This window comes from Bacillus sp. N1(2025), assembly GCF_053470005.1.
On the sequence record NZ_JBLTJB010000016.1, the window covers coordinates 26,985 to 45,237 of the forward strand.

Here is an 18,253-nt window from a genome sequence, read left to right on the forward strand (position 1 = left end):
ATAGAAGCTTCAGGCTTCAACGGACAGCTTGAAAAAAGCTGAGCTTATTCTTTTCCTTCTGACATTCGCCCCTAACGAAGAGATGGAAAAAAGACTTTTTGTTTTACAATTCACACCGGCGCGGCTTCGGAGCCGCAGTGACGATTGAGAGGTAGGGCTTTCGTTGTCTTGTGTTCAAGAACTTCCATGGTGTTTACTTTCGAAGAATGATTCTATCGGAACTGTTAATACGAATCACCCGCGGGCTAAGGCGGGCAACCATATATTATTTATTTGCGTAAGAAAAGAATAAGACAAAACCGCGCCGGGCATCCGGGCGGTTTTTTTATGCAACCGGCCGAAACCTCGCCGCAGTCTGCAGAGTCTAATCAGTAGAAAAGATTTGGAGGAATCATACATTGCACGTTATTACTTCACAAGTACTGTTTATCTTCTGTTTTCTGCTGCTGATACATTCGATTGAAACGCTTGCCTATGCAACACGGCTTTCCGGCGCGAGAGTCGGATTTATCGCGTCCGCGCTGTCATTATTTAATGTCATGGTCATCGTGTCGCGCATGTCAAACATGGTTCAGCAGCCGTTTACCGGACATTTGATTGATGCCGCCGGATCAAACGCCCTGTCTCTTGTGGGCGCCCAGTTTCGATTTTTAATATTCGGCTCCACGGTCGGAACGATACTCGGCATCTGTCTTTTGCCGACATTCGTCGCGTTATTCACCAGGGCGATTATACACTTGGCGGACGGAGGAGGCTCCGTCATGCAGGTATTTAAAAAAGGATTTTCACTGAACGGGCTGAAGCATGCGCGTTCTTATATCAGACTGCCGTCAGTCTCCTATTTAAAAGGGCTTCAATTCCGAATGATCCCGAAACGCTTGTTTGTCATTAATATGGTCATTACGTCTATTTACACGATCGGTGTTCTGTCCGCTCTGTACGCCGGCCTTCTGGCGCCTGAGCACAGCACGACGGCCGTGATGGCATCAGGCTTAATCAACGGAGTTGCGACTATGCTGTTGGCTGTGTTTGTTGACCCGAAAGTCTCCGTACTGGCAGACGATGTGGCGAAGGGCAAGCGCAGCTACGTCTCCTTAAAATGGACATCATTGACGATGGTGACATCAAGGGTCGCGGGCACGCTTCTCGCTCAGCTCGTATTCATCCCCGGCGCTTATTATATCGCCTGGGTGACGAAATGGATGTAACGCATGAAAAAAGCTCCTCTGCAGAAGAGGAGCTTTTTTATTGATAATGTCTCAGGCCGCGATCATAAATAAAATTACCGAACGGAATAAAGGCCGCGATAAAACCGGCGGCTGACCATTTCACATGCCATTTGACAGTAAACGCCGCATACGCCAGCACCGCCAGATAAATGATAAACAAACCGCCGTGAATGGAACCGGCAATGGTGACGGCGAGCGGATGATGAGCCCAATATTTCAGCGGCATCGCGATAAACAGCAGCACCAAAAGCGACATTCCTTCAATAAACCCCATCGTGCGAAGTCTGCCGATCGGCGTGTGTAACATACAGCTCCCTCCTGTCGGACATCTTTTTTCCTCTATACTATAAGCAAAGGGCAGTCCTAATATGACCATTTCGCGTCTGTTCCTAAAAAACCTGCATGATTTCAGCCTGTTGTTCTTGTCATTTTTCGGATTTCTCTTGATAATATAGCCAAAAGGGTAAGGAAGGACTACAGTCATGAAACTAGATAATGTTGATCTGAGCATCATTAAAGAGCTGCAGCGGGACAGCCGCCTGTCCATGCGGGAGCTTGGCAGAAAAATCAAATTGTCAGCCCCGTCCGTCACAGAGCGTGTCAGACAGCTTGAATCCTTCGGTGTTATTAAGCGCTATACATTGGACATTGATCAAAAAAAGATCGGACTTCCCGTTTCCTGCATTGTCGAAGCGACGGTGAAAAACGGAAAATACGATCAATTCAAAACCTACATTCAATCCATTCCCAACATTGAATTTTGTTTTCGGGTCGCCGGCGCGGCGTGTTATATGCTGAAGATGAACGCGGACAGCCTGGAAACGATCGAACACTTCATTAACCGCACCTCTCCGTATGCCCAAACCGTGACCCACGTCATTTTCTCAGAAATTGACACAAAAAACGTCCTCGATTAGAGAGAGCGTGAGGAAGTCTGTTATAATAACAGGATGATTGTGAAAGAAAGAGAAGTGAAAAGCATGTCAAAAACAGTTGTATTAGCTGAAAAACCTTCAGTCGGCCGGGACTTGGCCCGCGTGCTGAAGTGTCATAAAAAAGGAAACGGATATCTTGAAGGCGACCGCTACATCGTCACATGGGCGCTCGGGCATCTGGTAACGCTCGCTGACCCTGAAGGATACGGCAAAGAATTTCAATCATGGCGGCTTGAGGATCTGCCGATTATTCCGGAGCCTTTAAAGCTCGTCGTCATTAAAAAAACAGGAAAACAGTTCAATGCGGTCAAAGCTCAGCTTGTCCGGAAAGACGTCAGCCAGATCGTAATCGCTACAGACGCAGGACGGGAAGGGGAGCTTGTGGCCCGCTGGATTATCGAAAAGGCAAACGTCCGCAAACCGATTAAGCGGCTGTGGATTTCCTCTGTGACAGATAAGGCGATTAAAGAAGGATTCCAGAAGCTCCGCAGCGGCAAAGAGTACGAAAACCTGTATCATTCCGCGGTTGCCAGAGCGGAAGCGGATTGGATCGTCGGCATCAACGCGACCCGCGCCCTGACCACGAAATTTAACGCGCAGCTGTCATGCGGACGCGTCCAGACTCCGACACTGGCGATGATCGCCAAGCGTGAAGCGGACATTCAGGCGTTCAAACCCGTTCCTTATTACGGTCTCCGCGCGGCGGCTGATCAGATGACGCTGACATGGCAGGATAAAAAAACAAAGCAGACAAGAACATTCGATCAGACGGTGACCGGCCGTTTGGCAAAAGATCTGCAAGGAAAGCCGGCAGTCATCTCAGAATTGAAAAAAATGGCGAAGAAAAGCTTCGCACCCGGTCTTTACGACTTGACGGAATTGCAGCGGGACGCTCATAAGCGCTTCGGTTTTTCCGCAAAAGAGACGCTGTCCGTGCTTCAAAAGCTGTATGAACAGCATAAGCTTGTCACTTACCCGCGGACGGATTCCAGATTCCTTTCCGCAGACATCGTACCGACTTTAAAAGACCGTTTAAACGGCATGGAAGTTAGGCCGTACGCACAGTACGTCAATCAAATACTGAAGCGGGGCGTCAAAGCGCATAAAGGATTCGTCAATGATGCGAAAGTATCGGATCACCATGCCATCATTCCGACAGAGGAGCCGCTGATCCTTTCAAGCCTCAGCGACAAAGAACGAAAGCTTTACGATCTGATTGCCAAACGTTTTCTCGCCGTGTTAATGCCGGCGTTCGAATACGAAGAAACAAAGGTTACAGCCGATATCGGCGGCGAAACATTTACCGCAAAAGGGAAAACGGTTCAATCGCCTGGCTGGAAAGCCGTGTATGATATGTACGAGGATGACGACGATCACGAGGAAGACAAAGACCAGACGCTCCCGGATCTTCAGCAGGGTCAGCGCCTCACTGTCTCATCATTGAAAGAAACGAGCGGACAGACGAAACCGCCGGCGCGCTTTAATGAAGGCACGCTGTTATCCGCAATGGAGAACCCAAGCGCCTTTATGCAGGGAGAAGAGAAGAACCTTGTGAAAACATTGGGTGAAACCGGCGGACTCGGAACAGTCGCCACCCGCGCTGATATCATTGAAAAACTGTTCAACAGTTTCTTAATCGAGAAAAAAGAAAAAGATATTTTCATCACGTCAAAAGGGAAGCAGCTCTTACAGCTCGTCCCGGAAGATTTAAAATCGCCGGCCTTAACCGCTGAGTGGGAGCAAAAGCTCTCCGCCATCGCAGCGGGCAAACTGAAATCCGCCGTGTTCATTAAAGACATGAAAACATATGCGGGCAAAACGGTGAAGGAAATCAAAAACAGCAGCCAAACTTTCAGACATGACAACATTTCAGGCACCGCCTGCCCTGATTGCGGCAAAATGATGCTTAAAGTCAACGGCAAACGCGGCACGATGCTCGTATGTCAGGATCGTGAGTGCGGCAGCCGGAAAACGCTGGCAAGAAAAACAAACGCCCGCTGTCCGAACTGTCATAAGAAAATGGAGCTTCGCGGCCAGGGCGAAGGCCAAACCTTCGCATGTGTATGCGGCCACCGGGAGAAACTGTCCGTCTTTGAAAAGCGCAAGGCGAAAGATAAATCCGGACGCGCATCCAAGCGGGACATCAACTCTTATATGAAAAGCCAAAACAAAGAGGAGCCGATGAACAACGCGCTGGCAGAACAGCTGAAAAAACTCGGCCTGGATAAATAGATCAGAGAAAGGCAGCATTTGTAACGAAATGCTGCCTTTTTTTGTGTTTTTTACTGTAATGGGAATACGATCCATGTGAAGAGGGAAAAGGTGAGCAGGCGGTGCTCCCATTTAAAATTTCCCAATGTGAAAAAATGCTAGTATTCTTTTATCGTTTCCTATATAGTAAAAATACTTTGTGAAAAAATAAGATATGGGTCTAAAAAAGGATTTGTAAAATAGGAGGATAGACTGTGAAGCAATTCGTTTTTCGTCTGATGATCCTTTTGATTTCGATCGTTCTGACGGCGGGGTGCGCGGAGGCCGGCACTGAAAAACAGGCGGCGGCCGAACCGCTTCAGCCCGCAGAGCATTTTATTTATCATAAATTGATGAACGGGCGGGGGATGATCCGGACGAACATATCCGGTGAGCCGGAATATTTATCTGAGTCTCTCGGACTATGGATGGCATTTTTGCTGAACAGGAAAGATGAACGGCAGTTTCAAGCGCAATATCAGCTTCTCACCGATTCGTTTCTGACGAAAAACGGGCTCGTGTCGTGGAAGATTGACGGGAATAAAGCGAGCGGCATCAATGCCTTAATTGATGATTTCAGAATCATGAACTGTCTGAATGAGGCCGGAACCCTGTGGGGTAACAGTGAATACGGGAAAACAGCGGTGCAGATCGGGAAGGCGCTGGAAAAATACAATACGAATGACGGGTATTTTACGGATTATTATGATGCCGCTTCAAATGCCGCATCAAAGACCGTGACGTTGTCCTATGTCGACCCCGGCGCCTTACAGATGCTCAGAGAAAAGGGGATTATCGATGAGAAAACGGAAAACCGGAACCTTGATGTTCTCAATCTTGCGCCCCTGAAAAATGGTTTTCTGCCGAAATCGTTCAATACTGAAACAAAGGAATACAAATATGACAGCGAAGTGAATGTCATCGACCAGCTGTACGCCGCCGTGAATCTGAAGCGGGGCGATGACAAAGCCGCCGTGCTGTCAAAATGGATCATAGAAGAATGGAAGTCGCGCGGACAGCTGTACGGACGGTACATCGCAGACACGAAGAAGCCGGCGGTTCAATACGAATCACCGTCCGTTTACGCCCTGGCCGTTCTTTTTTTAGCAGAACAAAAAGCTGATCCGGCTGTCATCAAGCCGCTTTATAAAAGAATGACTTCATTTGAAACACTGGACACGCTGAAACCTGATTACGGCGGCTATATGAGCGGGGGCGATACACATTCTTTCGATAACCTGCTGCCGCTTCTGGCTGAAAGGAAATTGTTTAATGAAAATATCATTCAATGAATCACAAAAACTGTGCAGCTACACAGCAGTTATGCTGGTGCTGCTGTCTTTTTTTATTTACTATGCGTCTCAGCAATCCGCAGGGCTTCTGATAACCTGCATCACATTGCTTGTCACGGGAGCCGGCATATGGTTCGGGGCAATCTACGCGCTCGTCATCACCTTACTCGTCTTATTTGTTCTCGGCAGCCTGCTCCTGTGGTTTCAGACCGGGGGCTTTATGGCGTCTGCCGGTGCCGAAAGTCTGCAGGTGCTGGTCATTTGGGGGATTGCACTGCTGCTCTTTTCTTACATAGCGGGAAGGATTCACGAGTTGGCGAAGGGGCTTGAGCGCTCAGTGAAACAGCTGCGTGAAGAGATTACGAGCTTTGTCGCCGTCGACAGGGTGACCGGCTTTGACAACCATCTGCGGATGAAGCTGGAGCTTTCTGAGGAAATCAAGCGGGCGGAACGCTACGGCAATTCCTTCGTCTTTTTGCTGCTGCACATGCATTATTTCAAGGAATTCAAATCCCTCTACGGAGAAAAAGAGACCGACCGTCTGCTGGCATTTATCAGCCGCCAAATCCGGTCAAGCGTTCGGGAAACAGACAAAAAATTCAGGCCGTCCGCCGAACGGTTCGGCATCGTGCTGACCCATACGCCTGAAGAAAACATGCCGGCCGTTCTGGCGAAGCTGAAAAAGGAATTGGATACGTACCGGCTGCAAAACGGTAAATACGTCTCCATCACCTTCCGTGTATGTTACTTGGCGTACCGAAAGGATTTACAAACGGCCGAGCAATTTTTAAATGAACTGGAAAACGAGATGATGATGAATGAACTCTAAATGGATACGTCTCTTACTCTCGGCGCTCTTCATGATTTCGGCGGTTTATGTTCCCCTTACGGCGGAAGCAAAAGACAAAAAGGACGGCATTCTCATTATTTATACAAGCACGGACGGCAAAGAAACCGCTGAGGTCAAAATGCTTGATCTGACCGCGGGCCATTTCTCATCAGCCGTCACCGTGAAAAGCGACGGAGACATCACAGCCGCGGACCTCAAAAAGAATCGGCGAGTCATCTATTACGGCGTCACGAAAAAAAAGCTCAGCACATCATTTGTGTCTCTGATCAGCAGCATGCCGCAGCAGCTTATCAGCATCGGCTATAACGCCGGACAGTTCCGCCAATTTGCGGGTTTGTCCCTGACAGAAAAAGAAACGGTATACCGCATTTACAGCAAGAAAGAAAAAACAGACATGCCGCTTGAAAAAGGAATGTCCGTGCTCGGCGTATCGGGAGTAAAAGGAAAGCCCCTTTATACATACCGGTCCGGTGACGGCGGCACCCGCCCTTTTATGTGGAAAACGGCGCGCTCTGACTATTATTTCGGTGTGACGAGCCTGTTAAATGATTCGTTTCTGACGGCGAAAGCGCTGCGCAGCGCTTTCGGAGAATCAGCGGGCGGCACCCTCCTTTATTTGCGGCTTGAAGACATCAGTCCGATGTCAGATGAAACATTGCTTTACGAAGCGGGCGCTTACCTGCATAAAAGACACATTCCGTTTATTCTGGCGGTCATTCCGGTCTATCTCAATCCGGAAAACGGAGAAAAAGTATACCTGGCGGACAAACCGAAAATGGTCAGCGTCCTGAAAAAACTTCAGCAAATGGGCGGCAGCATCATTATTCACGGCTACACGCACGCATACCGATACAGCGAAACGGGAGAAGGCTTTGAATTTTGGGATGCCAAAGCGGATCAGCCGATTACGTCAGAAAATGCGGATGATACTCCGGTCAAGCTTGAAAAGGAACAGGATTTTCCGAATGAAAAAGCGTACCGGGCGTATGTGAAGCCTTTCCGTGAAAAAGAAAACATCTACACGAGAACGAAGCTGGAGCAGGCGATTGACGATCTGACAGAGCTCGGCCTTTACCCGCTGTCATTCGAAGCGCCGCACTATACGATGTCTGAAGAAGGCTACAAAATCGCATCTTCTTATTTCTCCAGCATTTTCGGACAAGTGCAGCTCAGCGGCACGACGTGGAAAACCTCGGGCGCCCCTCCGTTCGTCTCAAAGCCGGCTATGCTGGACGGGATGACGCTGTACCCTGAAACAATCGGTTATGCCGATAACTCAAAGGAAAATCCGCTCGGAGATATGGAGAATCATATTTCGCAGATGATTGATTTCGGCGGCGGAACGGCGGGCGGTTTCTACCATCCGTATCTCGGCATGAAATACCTCCCCGAGCTCGTCAATCAGATGGAGCGGATTCCCGGCGGCGAGTGGCTCGATCTGAAGAAAACGAAGCAAACGGTAACGTCGGACAGCGTCAGGATCAAAACGGACGGAGACGGAACCATTCATGTGGAAAACAAGATTCATCCGATAACGGCCTTTTTCAATCACCATCAGCAGACGCCTCTGGAAAAAGCGCTTTGGATTCTCTCCGGCGTGGTGTTATTGTTTATCATCATGTTCGCCTGCTACGTTCTTTATTTGCGCGCCACATTAAAAAAACGAATCTTTAAGGAGAGAAGGAGCCTTGAGTAACATTCTGTTTTTTATCTCATTAAGTTTAATATGGGTGATGCTTCTCTATCACATGTTTCTGATGCAGGGCGGATTCAGGCATTATATGACCTTCGAACGGAACATTCCGAAATGGCGCGCAAAGATGGGGGAGCTCCCGAAGGTCAGCGTGCTCATTCCCGCGCATAACGAGGAGGTCGTCATCAGGCAGACGCTGAAGGCGATGGTGAACCTGTATTATCCGAAAGACAGGCTTGAGATCATCGTCGTTAACGATAATTCCTCCGACCGGACGGGAGACATCGTCAATGAATTTTCCCGTCAGTATGACTTCATTAAAATGGTCATCACAAAGCCTCCGAACGCCGGAAAAGGAAAATCTTCGGCGCTGAACTCAGGGTTCGCGGAATCGAACGGAGACGTGATCTGCGTGTATGATGCGGACAATACGCCGGAAAAAATGGCGGTGTACTACCTGGTTCTCGGTCTGATGAATGATGAGAAAGCGGGAGCGGTTGTCGGGAAATTCCGTGTCATCAACGCGGCCAAAACGATCCTGACAAAGTTTATCAATATTGAAACCATCTGCTTTCAGTGGATGGCGCAGGGCGGCAGATGGAAATGGTTCAAAATCGCCACCATCCCGGGGACGAACTTCGCGATCAGGCGGAGCATTATCGAACAGCTCGGCGGCTGGGATGATAAGGCGCTGGCGGAGGATACCGAGCTGACCATCCGCGTGTATAATCTCGGCTACCATATCCGCTTTTTCCCGGCGGCCGTGACATGGGAGCAGGAGCCTGAGACATGGAAGGTGTGGTGGCGTCAGCGGACAAGATGGGCGCGCGGCAACCAATACGTCGTTCTCAAGTTTTTATCCCAATTTTTCAAGCTGAAACGCAAGCGGATCATCTTCGATCTGTTTTATTTCTTTTTTACGTATTTTTTGTTTTTCTTCGGTGTGATCATGTCAAACACGATTTTTATCATCAATCTTTTTTACGACCTGCATCTGGCAGTCGGGTTTTTGGCGATGATTTTGTGGATACTGGCCTTTTTCCTGTTTATGACTGAGGTCATGATTACTTTAAGCATTGAAAAAACAGAAATGAACAAACAAAACTTCTTTATCGTATTTCTGATGTACTTTACATACTCTCAGGCTTGGATCGTGCTCGTCATCTGGTCATTATTCACAGAGATCAAGCACCGCTTGTTCAAGCAGGAAGTCAAGTGGTACAAAACGGAGCGATACAATCAAAATAAAAGCGGGTGACCTTTTTGAAAAAAGCGATCATATTGATAACCGGCCTTTTGCTATTGATGTATAACGGGCAGGCGGCCGCGGCCCGGGAACTGAAAACGGACGGTTCCGCCCTCGGAACAAGCGCCGGCGCAAAAGAGCAGCAGGCGCTGACTGGCGATCTGATGACACTGTACGGGGCGAAAGACAGCGCAGAGCTGACCTATCAGATTCCTGCGGGAGCTTCGAATGCCGATCAGTCGCTTCTGATTGATTACGAGGCGTCAAACTTATTAATTGCCCCGTCTTCTTTAACCATCGCCATTGATGATGAACCCGTCAAATCTATAAAGCTTGACGGCAGTTCCAAGCGGAAAACGGTGAAGCTCAATCTCAGCAAAAGCCAATCCGCCCAAGGCTATCACAATGTATCATTACGATTTTACGGCGTATTAAAAGAGGGCGTCTGCGTCAGGCAGGATACGTCAGGCAACTGGATAAAAATTTATCCGGACAGCCGCCTTGTACTTTCAGAAGCAAGCAAGTCAAAGGGAGCGGATCTCGGCCATTTCCCGTATCCGTTTGCCCAATCAGGCAATACGGGTGAAGAAACCGATATTATTCTTCCTGACAAACCGACCTCGGCGGAAGCTGAAGCCGCAGTCAAAACAGAAGCATTTCTGAAAACGGCAGACAGCAGGCTGAAGGTATCCTATGTAAAAGAATCCGACGCCGGCAAAATCAGCAATCCGTCAATTGTCATCGGCGCTGATCAGCATTGGAACGGGAAAATAAAAGAACTTTTCGAACAGGGGAACATCAAAGCGGAAGACAACAAACTTCTTCTCGCTGAACGGGTTCTGACATCAGGGGACAAACGGCAGCCCGTCCTGTTTGTCACGGCGCAATCAGACAAAACGCTGGCGGATAAAATCCGCGTCATCACAGACAGCGCTTATTCAGCTCAGCTGGGCGGAGATACTTTGACAATCGGCCGCCTTCAGCCCGCTGCGGAAAAGACAGGCAATAAACTGACATTAGAGGACTTCGGCGCGGGAAATGTAACGATCGGATCAAACAAAACGGCGTCAGAGCACTTCTTTTACCCTGCGGCGGCCGCTGTTGATAAAGACGGTAAGGTCAAGCTTTCACTTACATTAAAAACGTCGGAATCGATCCGGACGAAGGCGGATTCAGCAAATGACGCCGAGAGAGCGGAGCTGAACGTCATGGTCAACGGACAGCCGAATGCGGTGCGTCTTGATGATCTCGGCAATAAAGATAAAGACGGCTTTTACCACGTCTCAATCCCGATTGATCCGAAGCTTTTGCGAAGCAGCAGGTACATTGATCTGCAATTTGTCACATCAGGCTTGAAACATAACAATCCGTGTATCGACCGTGACGAAAACAAATGGGTCTATATTGATAAAAGCAGCACGCTGACGTATCCGGTAAGCGATGCGGCGCAGAAAGCTGATTTCGGGCAATGGCCGCTCCCGTTTGCGGGCGGCGGGAAAGAGAAAACAGTGATCGTCATCCCGGATGACGTAAACATGCAGACACTGAAAGAGCTTTCTCTGGTGGCGGATTCATTCGGAAACGGCTTTACCGTAAAGACGGCATCAGACATGAAGGAAGCGGATGCCAAAGGCCGGAATGTTGTGTTTATCGGAGGCCTGCCGCAAATTCCGCTTTTGAAATCAAACGCTTCTAAGCTTCTCGTGTCCTCAGACCGCAGCGGCGCGTACGATGTTTCTTCGTTTCAAATGCTGAATGAGACAACGAAACAAGTCGCGTTTACCCAGGAATCACCTTGGGACTCCGGCCGGAGCATCGCTGTTTTTGCTCCGTTATCAGGAAGCGGCGCGTCTGTCACAAAAGAGCTGATCAGCTTTTTAGACAGCACAAGCGATGCCGCAACCGTCATTAACGAAACGGCCGGCCGGCAGCTGTTTTCGAATCATCAGCAAATCAAGTCCGATGACAGCAGTCCATCGGCTGATACGAAAAGCCGTTCCGCACCACTGAACGTTACGTATATTGCTGTTTTCGCGGCGCTTATGATCATTGCGGCCGGTCTGATCTGGCTGACGGCAAGAAGGAAAAAAAGAAAAACGGATCATGAAAAAAGCGAAGAGTAATGAAGGAAAAAGAGGCCGTTAACAGGCCTCTTTTTTTGTATTTTCATTTCCATTTTTGGCGGTGATTTTTTTATTTTTGAAACAGCATAAAAGCCCCTTTACAACTGAACGGGACGGGAGTATGATCTCTTTTATAATCTATATCGCTTAATCTGTAATCAGAGCGGGGGAACCAATTTGCGGCGCGTGATGCCGCTTGGGGTGAATCCTTTTTCAGGTAGGGCCAACTCTCATCAGCCCGAATCCGACAGCTAACCTCGTAAGCGTTCATGAGAGGAGATGAATGAAACCTGTGCACGATTATGGCGCAGGGGCATCCGTTTGCCTCTGTGTCTTTTTGCTGTGCTGAAATATGGCATGCAATCGTTATTCGGAGACATCATAGCAGTAAGGGTTTGTAAATCAAACGGAAAATGAAAAAAAGGGGAAAACAACAAATGTACCATTCAATCAAAAGATTTTTGATTGGGAAACCGCTGAAATCACAGGCGGCCGGAGAGCAGAAACTCACGAAACTCAAGGCGCTCGCCATGCTTTCTTCAGACGCGCTGTCATCAGTTGCTTACGGAACGGAACAGATTCTGATCATTTTGGCTGCGGTAAGCGCGGCCGCGTTTTGGTATTCCATTCCGATCGCAGCCGGTGTTCTCATTTTGCTGCTAGCTTTGATTCTGTCCTACAGACAGATTATTTACGCTTATCCGCAAGGCGGGGGCGCTTATATGGTTTCAAAAGAAAACCTTGGTGAGAAGCCGGGTCTGATTGCGGGCGGCTCATTGCTTGTTGATTATATTCTGACGGTGGCGGTAAGCATTTCTGCCGGAACTGACGCCATTACATCGGCATTTCCGGCCCTGCACCCGTATCATTTGCTCATTGCTGTTTTGCTTGTAATTCTGATTATGATTTTAAATTTGAGAGGACTGTCAGAGTCGGCGTCCATTTTGGCGTATCCCGTCTATCTGTTTGTGGCGGCGCTTGTCCTTTTGATCGTCGTCGGACTGTTTAAGCTCATGACGGGCCAGGTTCATCCGGCCGAACACACGCCGATCGGCACACCCGTGGCGGGCATCACGCTGTTTTTGCTGCTGAAGGCCTTTTCATCCGGCTGTTCGGCACTGACCGGTGTGGAAGCCATTTCAAACGCGATCCCGGCCTTTAAAAATCCTCCGGCAAAAAACGCGGCCCGCACTTTGGCCATGATGGGGATTCTGCTGGCGATCTTATTTACGGGGATTACGGTGCTGGCGTACGGATACGGCACGGGACCGAAGCATGACGAAACCGTTATTTCGCAAATCGCCGCGGAAACTTTCGGACGGCATACGGTGTATTATTTCATTCAAGGCGTTACATCCTTGATTCTCGTGCTTGCGGCGAATACGGGCTTTTCCGCTTTTCCGCAGCTGGCGTTTAATTTAGCGCGCGATCAGTATATGCCGAGAATGTTTACGGTACGAGGCGACCGATTAGGATTTTCAAACGGAATCATCTTTCTCGGTATCGCGTCCATCTTGCTCATTCTTTTATTCGGCGGCCGCACGGAACATTTAATTCCGCTTTATGCCGTCGGCGTGTTCATTCCGTTTACGCTGTCGCAGACGGGAATGTGCATCAAGTGGATCAGGCAGAAGCCGAAGGGCTGGGCGGTAAAAATGCTGATCAACTCATGCGGCGCCGCCATTTCATTTATGGTGCTGTGTATTTTATTCGCGACGAAGTTCAATCTTGTCTGGCCGGTGCTGTTATTCATGCCTGCTGTCGTCATGCTGTTTTTCGTCATTAAAAATCACTACACCGCGGTCGGCGAACAGCTGCGGGTCGTTGATCAGCAGCCTGAGGAAATCAGGGGAACCGTCGTCATCGTGCCTGTCGCTGGTGTCACCACCGTCGTCCAAAAATCGATTCAGTATGCGAAATCATTATCGGATCAGGTCATTGCGGTTCATGTTTCCTTTGACAAAGAAAACGAAAAAAAGGTGGAAAAGCGCTGGGAAGAGCTTCATAACGGCGTCCGCCTCGTCACCCTGCATTCCTCATACCGCAGTTTGGTTCACCCGTTTGATAAGTTTTTAGAAACGGTCGAACAAAAAGCGAAAAAAGAACAGTTCTCCGTGATGGTGCTGTTTCCGCAATTCATTACGAAAAAACGCTGGCAGACCATCCTTCACAACCAATCAGCCTTTTTACTCCGAGTCCGGCTGTTTTGGAAGAAGGACATAATCGTCGCCACCCTGCCGTATCATTTTAAAAAGTAACGGCAAAGACCGCAGGCTTTAATGCCGCGGTCTTTTTTGTAAAGGAGGACGCCATGGCTCAAGGCGCTTTTGTCATCATTCAAAATGACGGGCGGGACATATTGCTCGTAAAACGAAAAGACATTCCCTTATGGGATTTGCCCGGGGGCAGGATCGCAGAAGGTGAAACACCTGAATCCGCAGCCGTAAGAGAGGCCTTCGAAGAAACCGGTTATAACGTGACCATCATAAAAAAAGCCGGTGAGTATGAAAGGCCGGCATTTGAAGATACACAACATGTCTTCATCGGAGCCATTACCGGAGGAACACCGCTGATGAACGGGCCGGAAACCGCCGCATTACGCTGGTTTTCCCCAAACCGGCTGCCGCTGTTCATGGTGCCGAACAGAAAACGGCAAATAAAAGACGGACTCAATGGGGCGGCAAATCGTAAGGCAGTCCTTAAAGACCGAAATCTGTTATCCATCCTTGATCTGCTGAGAAAAAAGCTGGGAGTATAGCCCGTGTTTCAACCCGTATGAAAAAGGGGATGAATACAGGTAAAAGGAGGATGCAGTATGCCAAGTAAAACAGCAGGACACGTAATGACGGAGCTGCTTGAACAATGGGGAGTCGGTCATATATACGGCATTCCCGGAGACAGCATTAATGAATTTATCGAAGAACTGAGACATGAACGAAATAACCTGACATTCATCCAAACCCGGCACGAAGAAGTCGCAGCCCTGGCTGCCGCGGCTGAGGCAAAACTGACCGGGCAGATCGGTGTCTGCCTTTCAATCGCAGGACCGGGGGCCGTTCATCTGCTGAACGGTTTATACGACGCCAAAGCGGACGGTGTTCCGGTGCTGGCGATTGCGGGACAGGTTGCCTCAGATGAAATCGGCCGTGACAGCTTTCAGGAAATCAAATTAGAGCAAATGTTTGAGGACGTGGCGGTGTTCAACCAGCAAGTACATACGGCAGAAGCGCTGCCCGATCTTCTGAATCAGGCGATCCGCACGGCTTACAGCAAAAAAGGCGTTGCCGTTTTAACCGTTTCTGATGATTTATTCGCGCAAAAAATCAAACGGGAGCCGGTTTACACATCGCCGATATACCTCAAAGCTGATATAGAGCCGAAAAAAGAACATCTCGTGACATGCGCGCAATATATTAACAACGCAAAAAAACCGGTCATTCTCGCCGGCCAAGGGTTAAAATCGGCAAAAGAGGAGCTGCTCGCATTCGCTGATAAAGCGGCCGCTCCGATTGTGATTACCCTTCCGGCAAAAGGTGTCGTGCCTGACAGCCATCCCCACTTTCTCGGGAATCTCGGGCAAATCGGCACAAAGCCCGCCTACGAAGCAATGGAGGAATGCGATCTGCTGATCATGCTCGGCACATCGTTCCCATACAGGGATTATCTCCCGGATGATACGCCTGCCATTCAGCTTGATTCGGATCCGGCGAAAATCGGCAAGCGCTATCCCGTCAATGCGGGAATCGTCAGTGATGCGGCTCTGGGGCTGAAAGAGCTGACGGAATACATTGAATATAAAGAAGACAGAAGATTTTTGGACGCCTGCACCGAGCACATGAAGCATTGGTGGAAGGAAATCGAAAAGGATGAAACCGAAGCGACTCATCCGCTCAAGCCGCAGCAGGTCATTGCCCGGCTTCAGGATGCGGCCGCAGAGAACGCCGTCCTGTCAGTGGATGTCGGAACGGTTACGGTGTGGATGGCCCGCCATTTTAAGATGAAGAAGCAGGACTTTATCGTCTCAAGCTGGCTCGCCACGATGGGATGCGGGCTTCCGGGAGCGATTGCCGCAAGCCTTGCTGAACCTGAGCGGCAGTCCATCGCCATTTGCGGAGACGGCGGATTTTCAATGGTGATGCAGGATCTGCCGACGGCTGTTAAATACAAACTGCCGATTACGGTTGTCGTTTTAAACAACGAAAATTTAGGCATGATTGAATATGAACAGCGGGTCAAAGGCAACATTGACTACGTCACCCAGCTGCAAAATATGGATTACGCCGCCTTTGCAGAAAGCTGCGGAGCAAAAGGCATCAAAGTGACGAAACACGAGGAATTGGCTCCCGCTTTTCATGAAGCGCTCAACTCAAATGAGCCGGTCGTCATCGACGCCGTCATCGGCGACGAGCCGCCGCTTCCGGGAAAAATCACTTACGGCCAAGCGAAGGGCTTCAGCAAATACATGCTGAAAAACTTCTTTGAAAACCAAAAAATCGAAATGCCGTCACTCAAGAAAAGCTTAAAACGGCTGTTTTAAGAAGCCGGCGGTTATAAAAAAATAAACAGGCAGCATGCCTGTTTATTTTTTTAGGCTTTCTTATTGATGATTATTTCTTTACTGACCCCTTCCATGGTAAGGAAGTGGTCAGCAGTTTGAACCCGCTTGGAAGCTTAGAGGACGGGAACCGTAACCGAAAGTATATCGTATTAAAATCTGCGGAAACGGTAAAGAAAATCGTAAAATCTGCAGCTAGCAAGCGATGGCTGATAAAAAAGCTTTTGGAGGGCCAGGACAGTTCATAACAAACGTGGTTCGCACATTAGCATCGCACAGCCCTTATCAGCAAAAACAGGAACAAAGACTGGCGTGGCGACGTACACCGTCAAGAAGGGAGATGTCCTCCCTGTAATTGCACAGAAAACTGCCGTAAACATGGCCACCATCCAGAGATTGAACAGTATCAAGGACCCGAATTTTATCAAAGTCGGCCAAGTATTAAAGCTGACGGACTCGGCCAGCTCTCCAACAAAAGGAAAAAAATCATCTTACACGCTGCCATCGGGCGTTTTTAAAGTGACAAGCCCCTTAACTAAGGGAACGGCCGTGAAACAGATCCAGACAGCTTTGGCAGCTCTCTATTATTATCCGGACAAAGGGGCAAAGAACAACGGAATAGATGGCTATTACGGTTCGAAAACAGCAAACGCGGTCAAACGATTCCAGTCCATGTATGGACTGCCTGCTGACGGCATTTACGGGCCGAAAACGAAAGCAAGGCTTGGAGAAATGTTAAAAAGGGAATAAAAAAGCAGGCTCTAAATTGCCTGCTTTTCTTTTTATTAGCCTAATTTCTCTTTTGAGATCTTATCCAAATTAGTAAAAAGTATATCCAGGCCCGAAAATAAGAAAGTTATGAAGAATGAAAGAAGAATTTCTCCACCTTGAAATATAGATATGTTTTCAATGAAATTACTGGAAACATATTTAATTGAGAAGTAAACAGCAGCCCATGCAAAAATGAATTCAAGTATATAGGCTAACCAAGCAGGTAATTTAAAAATATGAGTAATTCCTTTTACAATTGCCATAAGGATTAGCATATAAATTAAAGCTAAAATACTTACGACAACAGAAAATATGTATAAGTCTGAAAGTGAACCATAGATGATATACTCTCCGAAAAAATGATTTACAGTTATAGCTACAAAATAAATAACTAGGCTAGGTACAGTTATAGCGAAGAACAGGGAGAATCCAATAAGCCCTATGAATGCTACATGAGCTAAGTGGTTGGGTGGTGTATCCACAATCTCCTTTTTTAATAGAATCATAAAAATAAGAGATGAAATAACAAGACAGCATAGTATGGTGAGCAATACGGTAATAAAGATAGCCATGTTAACCTCCAATGAAAAAGTGCTATTAGAGTGAATCTAACAGCACTTTAAATTTTAAATATGTTAAATCAAAGCAACAATGAATTTAGCTAAAGTGGTAGCTACATCTGTAGGAGCTCCGATAGCTTTAAAAGCTTTTGTAAATTGTTTTACACCCCAATTTTCACCTTTATCCATAATGTCGGCAACCTTCTTAGAGTTTTTTCTAATCCATGCCGCAGCTTTAGGGGAGAATGGCTTTAAGGCTTTTGATAAAAGCCATCCACCTGAACGGCAGGCAGCTCTGAAAGCCTTATAGGACCACGAAACTACACCTTGGGTTTGGTAGTCACCATTGAGAGCCGCTTTGGTTGGAATAGTGCCAGGCATTCCAGTTGGAATAGTACCTGGTGCAGTTTTCGTTACCGGTACAGGAGTTGTGGTTCTGTTTTCAGCTGCTAAAGCACCTGAAGTACCCAAGAATGATGTAAGTAGAGTTGCGCTTAAAACTACAGGGATTACTTTCTTCTTCATATATATTTTCCTCCTAATAATTTATGAATAACAATAAAATGTTTCATCGCTAACGTTGTCCAATGAGCGAGGCTTTTAGCCTTGTCAGAAAGTCCAGACTTTTTAAGTGAAAGATAAAGATTCTCTCCACGTCAATACAACTCAAGGCAACATATTCGTTTAATAGCTTCTTTAAAACCAGTTTAAGCTAAAAGGAAAACGGCTTATCAATTATTATAAAAAAT

Annotated in this window: 14 protein-coding genes, 1 pseudogene and 1 riboswitch; of the genes and pseudogenes, 12 read left to right on the forward strand and 3 right to left on the reverse strand. The window is 47.9% G+C overall.

Translation table 11 applies throughout. The features are described 5' to 3' along the window. Nucleotides 1-398 precede the first annotated feature (398 nt). Nucleotides 399-1,208: a lipid II flippase Amj family protein gene (locus tag ACNFN4_RS21160; protein ID WP_014416933.1), complete on the forward strand. Its 810-nt coding sequence runs from the start codon at nucleotides 399-401 to the stop codon at nucleotides 1,206-1,208. Nucleotides 1,209-1,245: 37 nt separating this feature from the next. Here ACNFN4_RS21160 and ACNFN4_RS21165 read toward each other — a convergent pair whose 3' ends face one another. Continuing rightward, nucleotides 1,246-1,536 carry a DUF3817 domain-containing protein gene (locus tag ACNFN4_RS21165; RefSeq protein WP_007410179.1) on the reverse strand — a complete coding sequence of 97 codons (291 nt, stop codon included), beginning with the start codon at nucleotides 1,534-1,536 and terminating at the stop codon, nucleotides 1,246-1,248. Between the two features lie 175 nt (nucleotides 1,537-1,711). Between ACNFN4_RS21165 and ACNFN4_RS21170 the strand changes: the two genes are divergently transcribed. The 11 genes and pseudogenes from ACNFN4_RS21170 to ACNFN4_RS21220 all read left to right on the forward strand — a co-directional run. Then, a complete protein-coding gene (locus ACNFN4_RS21170) occupies nucleotides 1,712-2,146 on the forward strand; it encodes an Lrp/AsnC family transcriptional regulator (RefSeq protein WP_007410180.1) in 435 nt (144 codons plus the stop codon). A gap of 63 nt (nucleotides 2,147-2,209) precedes the next feature. Further along, complete coding sequence (locus tag ACNFN4_RS21175; RefSeq protein ID WP_215797307.1) at nucleotides 2,210-4,396, forward strand: DNA topoisomerase III; 2,187 nt, start codon at nucleotides 2,210-2,212, stop codon at nucleotides 4,394-4,396. Between the two features lie 233 nt (nucleotides 4,397-4,629). Next, complete coding sequence (locus tag ACNFN4_RS21180) at nucleotides 4,630-5,706, forward strand: lipoprotein YdaJ (RefSeq protein ID WP_448200463.1); 1,077 nt, start codon at nucleotides 4,630-4,632, stop codon at nucleotides 5,704-5,706. Beyond that, nucleotides 5,687-6,535, forward strand: coding sequence for a diguanylate cyclase domain-containing protein (locus ACNFN4_RS21185; protein WP_014416937.1), 849 nt, complete (start codon nucleotides 5,687-5,689; stop codon nucleotides 6,533-6,535). Before ACNFN4_RS21180 ends, ACNFN4_RS21185 begins: the two co-directional genes overlap by 20 nt. Continuing rightward, nucleotides 6,525-8,252 (forward strand): DUF2334 domain-containing protein, encoded by a 1,728-nt coding sequence (locus ACNFN4_RS21190; protein WP_065180963.1) that lies wholly within the window; start codon nucleotides 6,525-6,527, stop codon nucleotides 8,250-8,252. The genes ACNFN4_RS21185 and ACNFN4_RS21190 overlap by 11 nt, the downstream gene beginning before the upstream one ends. Beyond that, a complete protein-coding gene (locus ACNFN4_RS21195) occupies nucleotides 8,245-9,507 on the forward strand; it encodes a glycosyltransferase family 2 protein (protein ID WP_017419244.1) in 1,263 nt (420 codons plus the stop codon). The genes ACNFN4_RS21190 and ACNFN4_RS21195 overlap by 8 nt, the downstream gene beginning before the upstream one ends. 5 nt (nucleotides 9,508-9,512) lie before the next feature. Next, nucleotides 9,513-11,618, forward strand: a complete 2,106-nt coding sequence (locus ACNFN4_RS21200) for a cellulose biosynthesis cyclic di-GMP-binding regulatory protein BcsB (protein WP_115940453.1) — start codon at nucleotides 9,513-9,515, stop codon at nucleotides 11,616-11,618. A gap of 134 nt (nucleotides 11,619-11,752) precedes the next feature. After that, a riboswitch (cyclic di-AMP (ydaO/yuaA leader) is annotated at nucleotides 11,753-11,899 on the forward strand. Between the two features lie 156 nt (nucleotides 11,900-12,055). Further along, complete coding sequence (locus ACNFN4_RS21205; protein ID WP_014416941.1) at nucleotides 12,056-13,876, forward strand: APC family permease; 1,821 nt, start codon at nucleotides 12,056-12,058, stop codon at nucleotides 13,874-13,876. Between the two features lie 53 nt (nucleotides 13,877-13,929). After that, nucleotides 13,930-14,376, forward strand: a complete 447-nt coding sequence (locus ACNFN4_RS21210; RefSeq protein WP_109566708.1) for an NUDIX hydrolase — start codon at nucleotides 13,930-13,932, stop codon at nucleotides 14,374-14,376. A 57-nt stretch (nucleotides 14,377-14,433) separates the two neighbouring features. Further along, a complete protein-coding gene (locus ACNFN4_RS21215) occupies nucleotides 14,434-16,155 on the forward strand; it encodes a pyruvate oxidase (protein WP_017419241.1) in 1,722 nt (573 codons plus the stop codon). A 504-nt stretch (nucleotides 16,156-16,659) separates the two neighbouring features. Then, nucleotides 16,660-16,923 (forward strand): annotated as a pseudogene (locus tag ACNFN4_RS21220) (peptidoglycan-binding domain-containing protein); the annotation flags it as partial. 35 nt (nucleotides 16,924-16,958) lie between these two features. On the opposite strand, the gene ACNFN4_RS21225 reads toward ACNFN4_RS21220, so the two are convergent. Further along, nucleotides 16,959-17,516 carry a hypothetical protein gene (locus ACNFN4_RS21225; RefSeq protein ID WP_025649978.1) on the reverse strand — a complete coding sequence of 186 codons (558 nt, stop codon included), beginning with the start codon at nucleotides 17,514-17,516 and terminating at the stop codon, nucleotides 16,959-16,961. A 63-nt stretch (nucleotides 17,517-17,579) separates the two neighbouring features. Next, nucleotides 17,580-18,029 (reverse strand): hypothetical protein, encoded by a 450-nt coding sequence (locus ACNFN4_RS21230; protein WP_025649977.1) that lies wholly within the window; start codon nucleotides 18,027-18,029, stop codon nucleotides 17,580-17,582. Nucleotides 18,030-18,253 lie beyond the last annotated feature (224 nt).

What these genes read in the sequence shown, in the direction of transcription:
- ACNFN4_RS21165 (WP_007410179.1), bottom strand. Translation starts at nt 1,536, where the DNA reads ATGTTACACACGCCGATCGGCAGACTTCGCACGATGGGGTTTATTGAA.
- ACNFN4_RS21170 (WP_007410180.1), top strand. Translation starts at nt 1,712, where the DNA reads ATGAAACTAGATAATGTTGATCTGAGCATCATTAAAGAGCTGCAGCGG.
- ACNFN4_RS21175 (WP_215797307.1), top strand. Translation starts at nt 2,210, where the DNA reads ATGTCAAAAACAGTTGTATTAGCTGAAAAACCTTCAGTCGGCCGGGAC.
- ACNFN4_RS21185 (WP_014416937.1), top strand. Translation starts at nt 5,687, where the DNA reads ATGAAAATATCATTCAATGAATCACAAAAACTGTGCAGCTACACAGCA.
- ACNFN4_RS21190 (WP_065180963.1), top strand. Translation starts at nt 6,525, where the DNA reads ATGAACTCTAAATGGATACGTCTCTTACTCTCGGCGCTCTTCATGATT.
- ACNFN4_RS21205 (WP_014416941.1), top strand. Translation starts at nt 12,056, where the DNA reads ATGTACCATTCAATCAAAAGATTTTTGATTGGGAAACCGCTGAAATCA.
- ACNFN4_RS21210 (WP_109566708.1), top strand. Translation starts at nt 13,930, where the DNA reads ATGGCTCAAGGCGCTTTTGTCATCATTCAAAATGACGGGCGGGACATA.
- ACNFN4_RS21215 (WP_017419241.1), top strand. Translation starts at nt 14,434, where the DNA reads ATGCCAAGTAAAACAGCAGGACACGTAATGACGGAGCTGCTTGAACAA.
- ACNFN4_RS21225 (WP_025649978.1), bottom strand. Translation starts at nt 17,516, where the DNA reads ATGGCTATCTTTATTACCGTATTGCTCACCATACTATGCTGTCTTGTT.
- ACNFN4_RS21230 (WP_025649977.1), bottom strand. Translation starts at nt 18,029, where the DNA reads ATGAAGAAGAAAGTAATCCCTGTAGTTTTAAGCGCAACTCTACTTACA.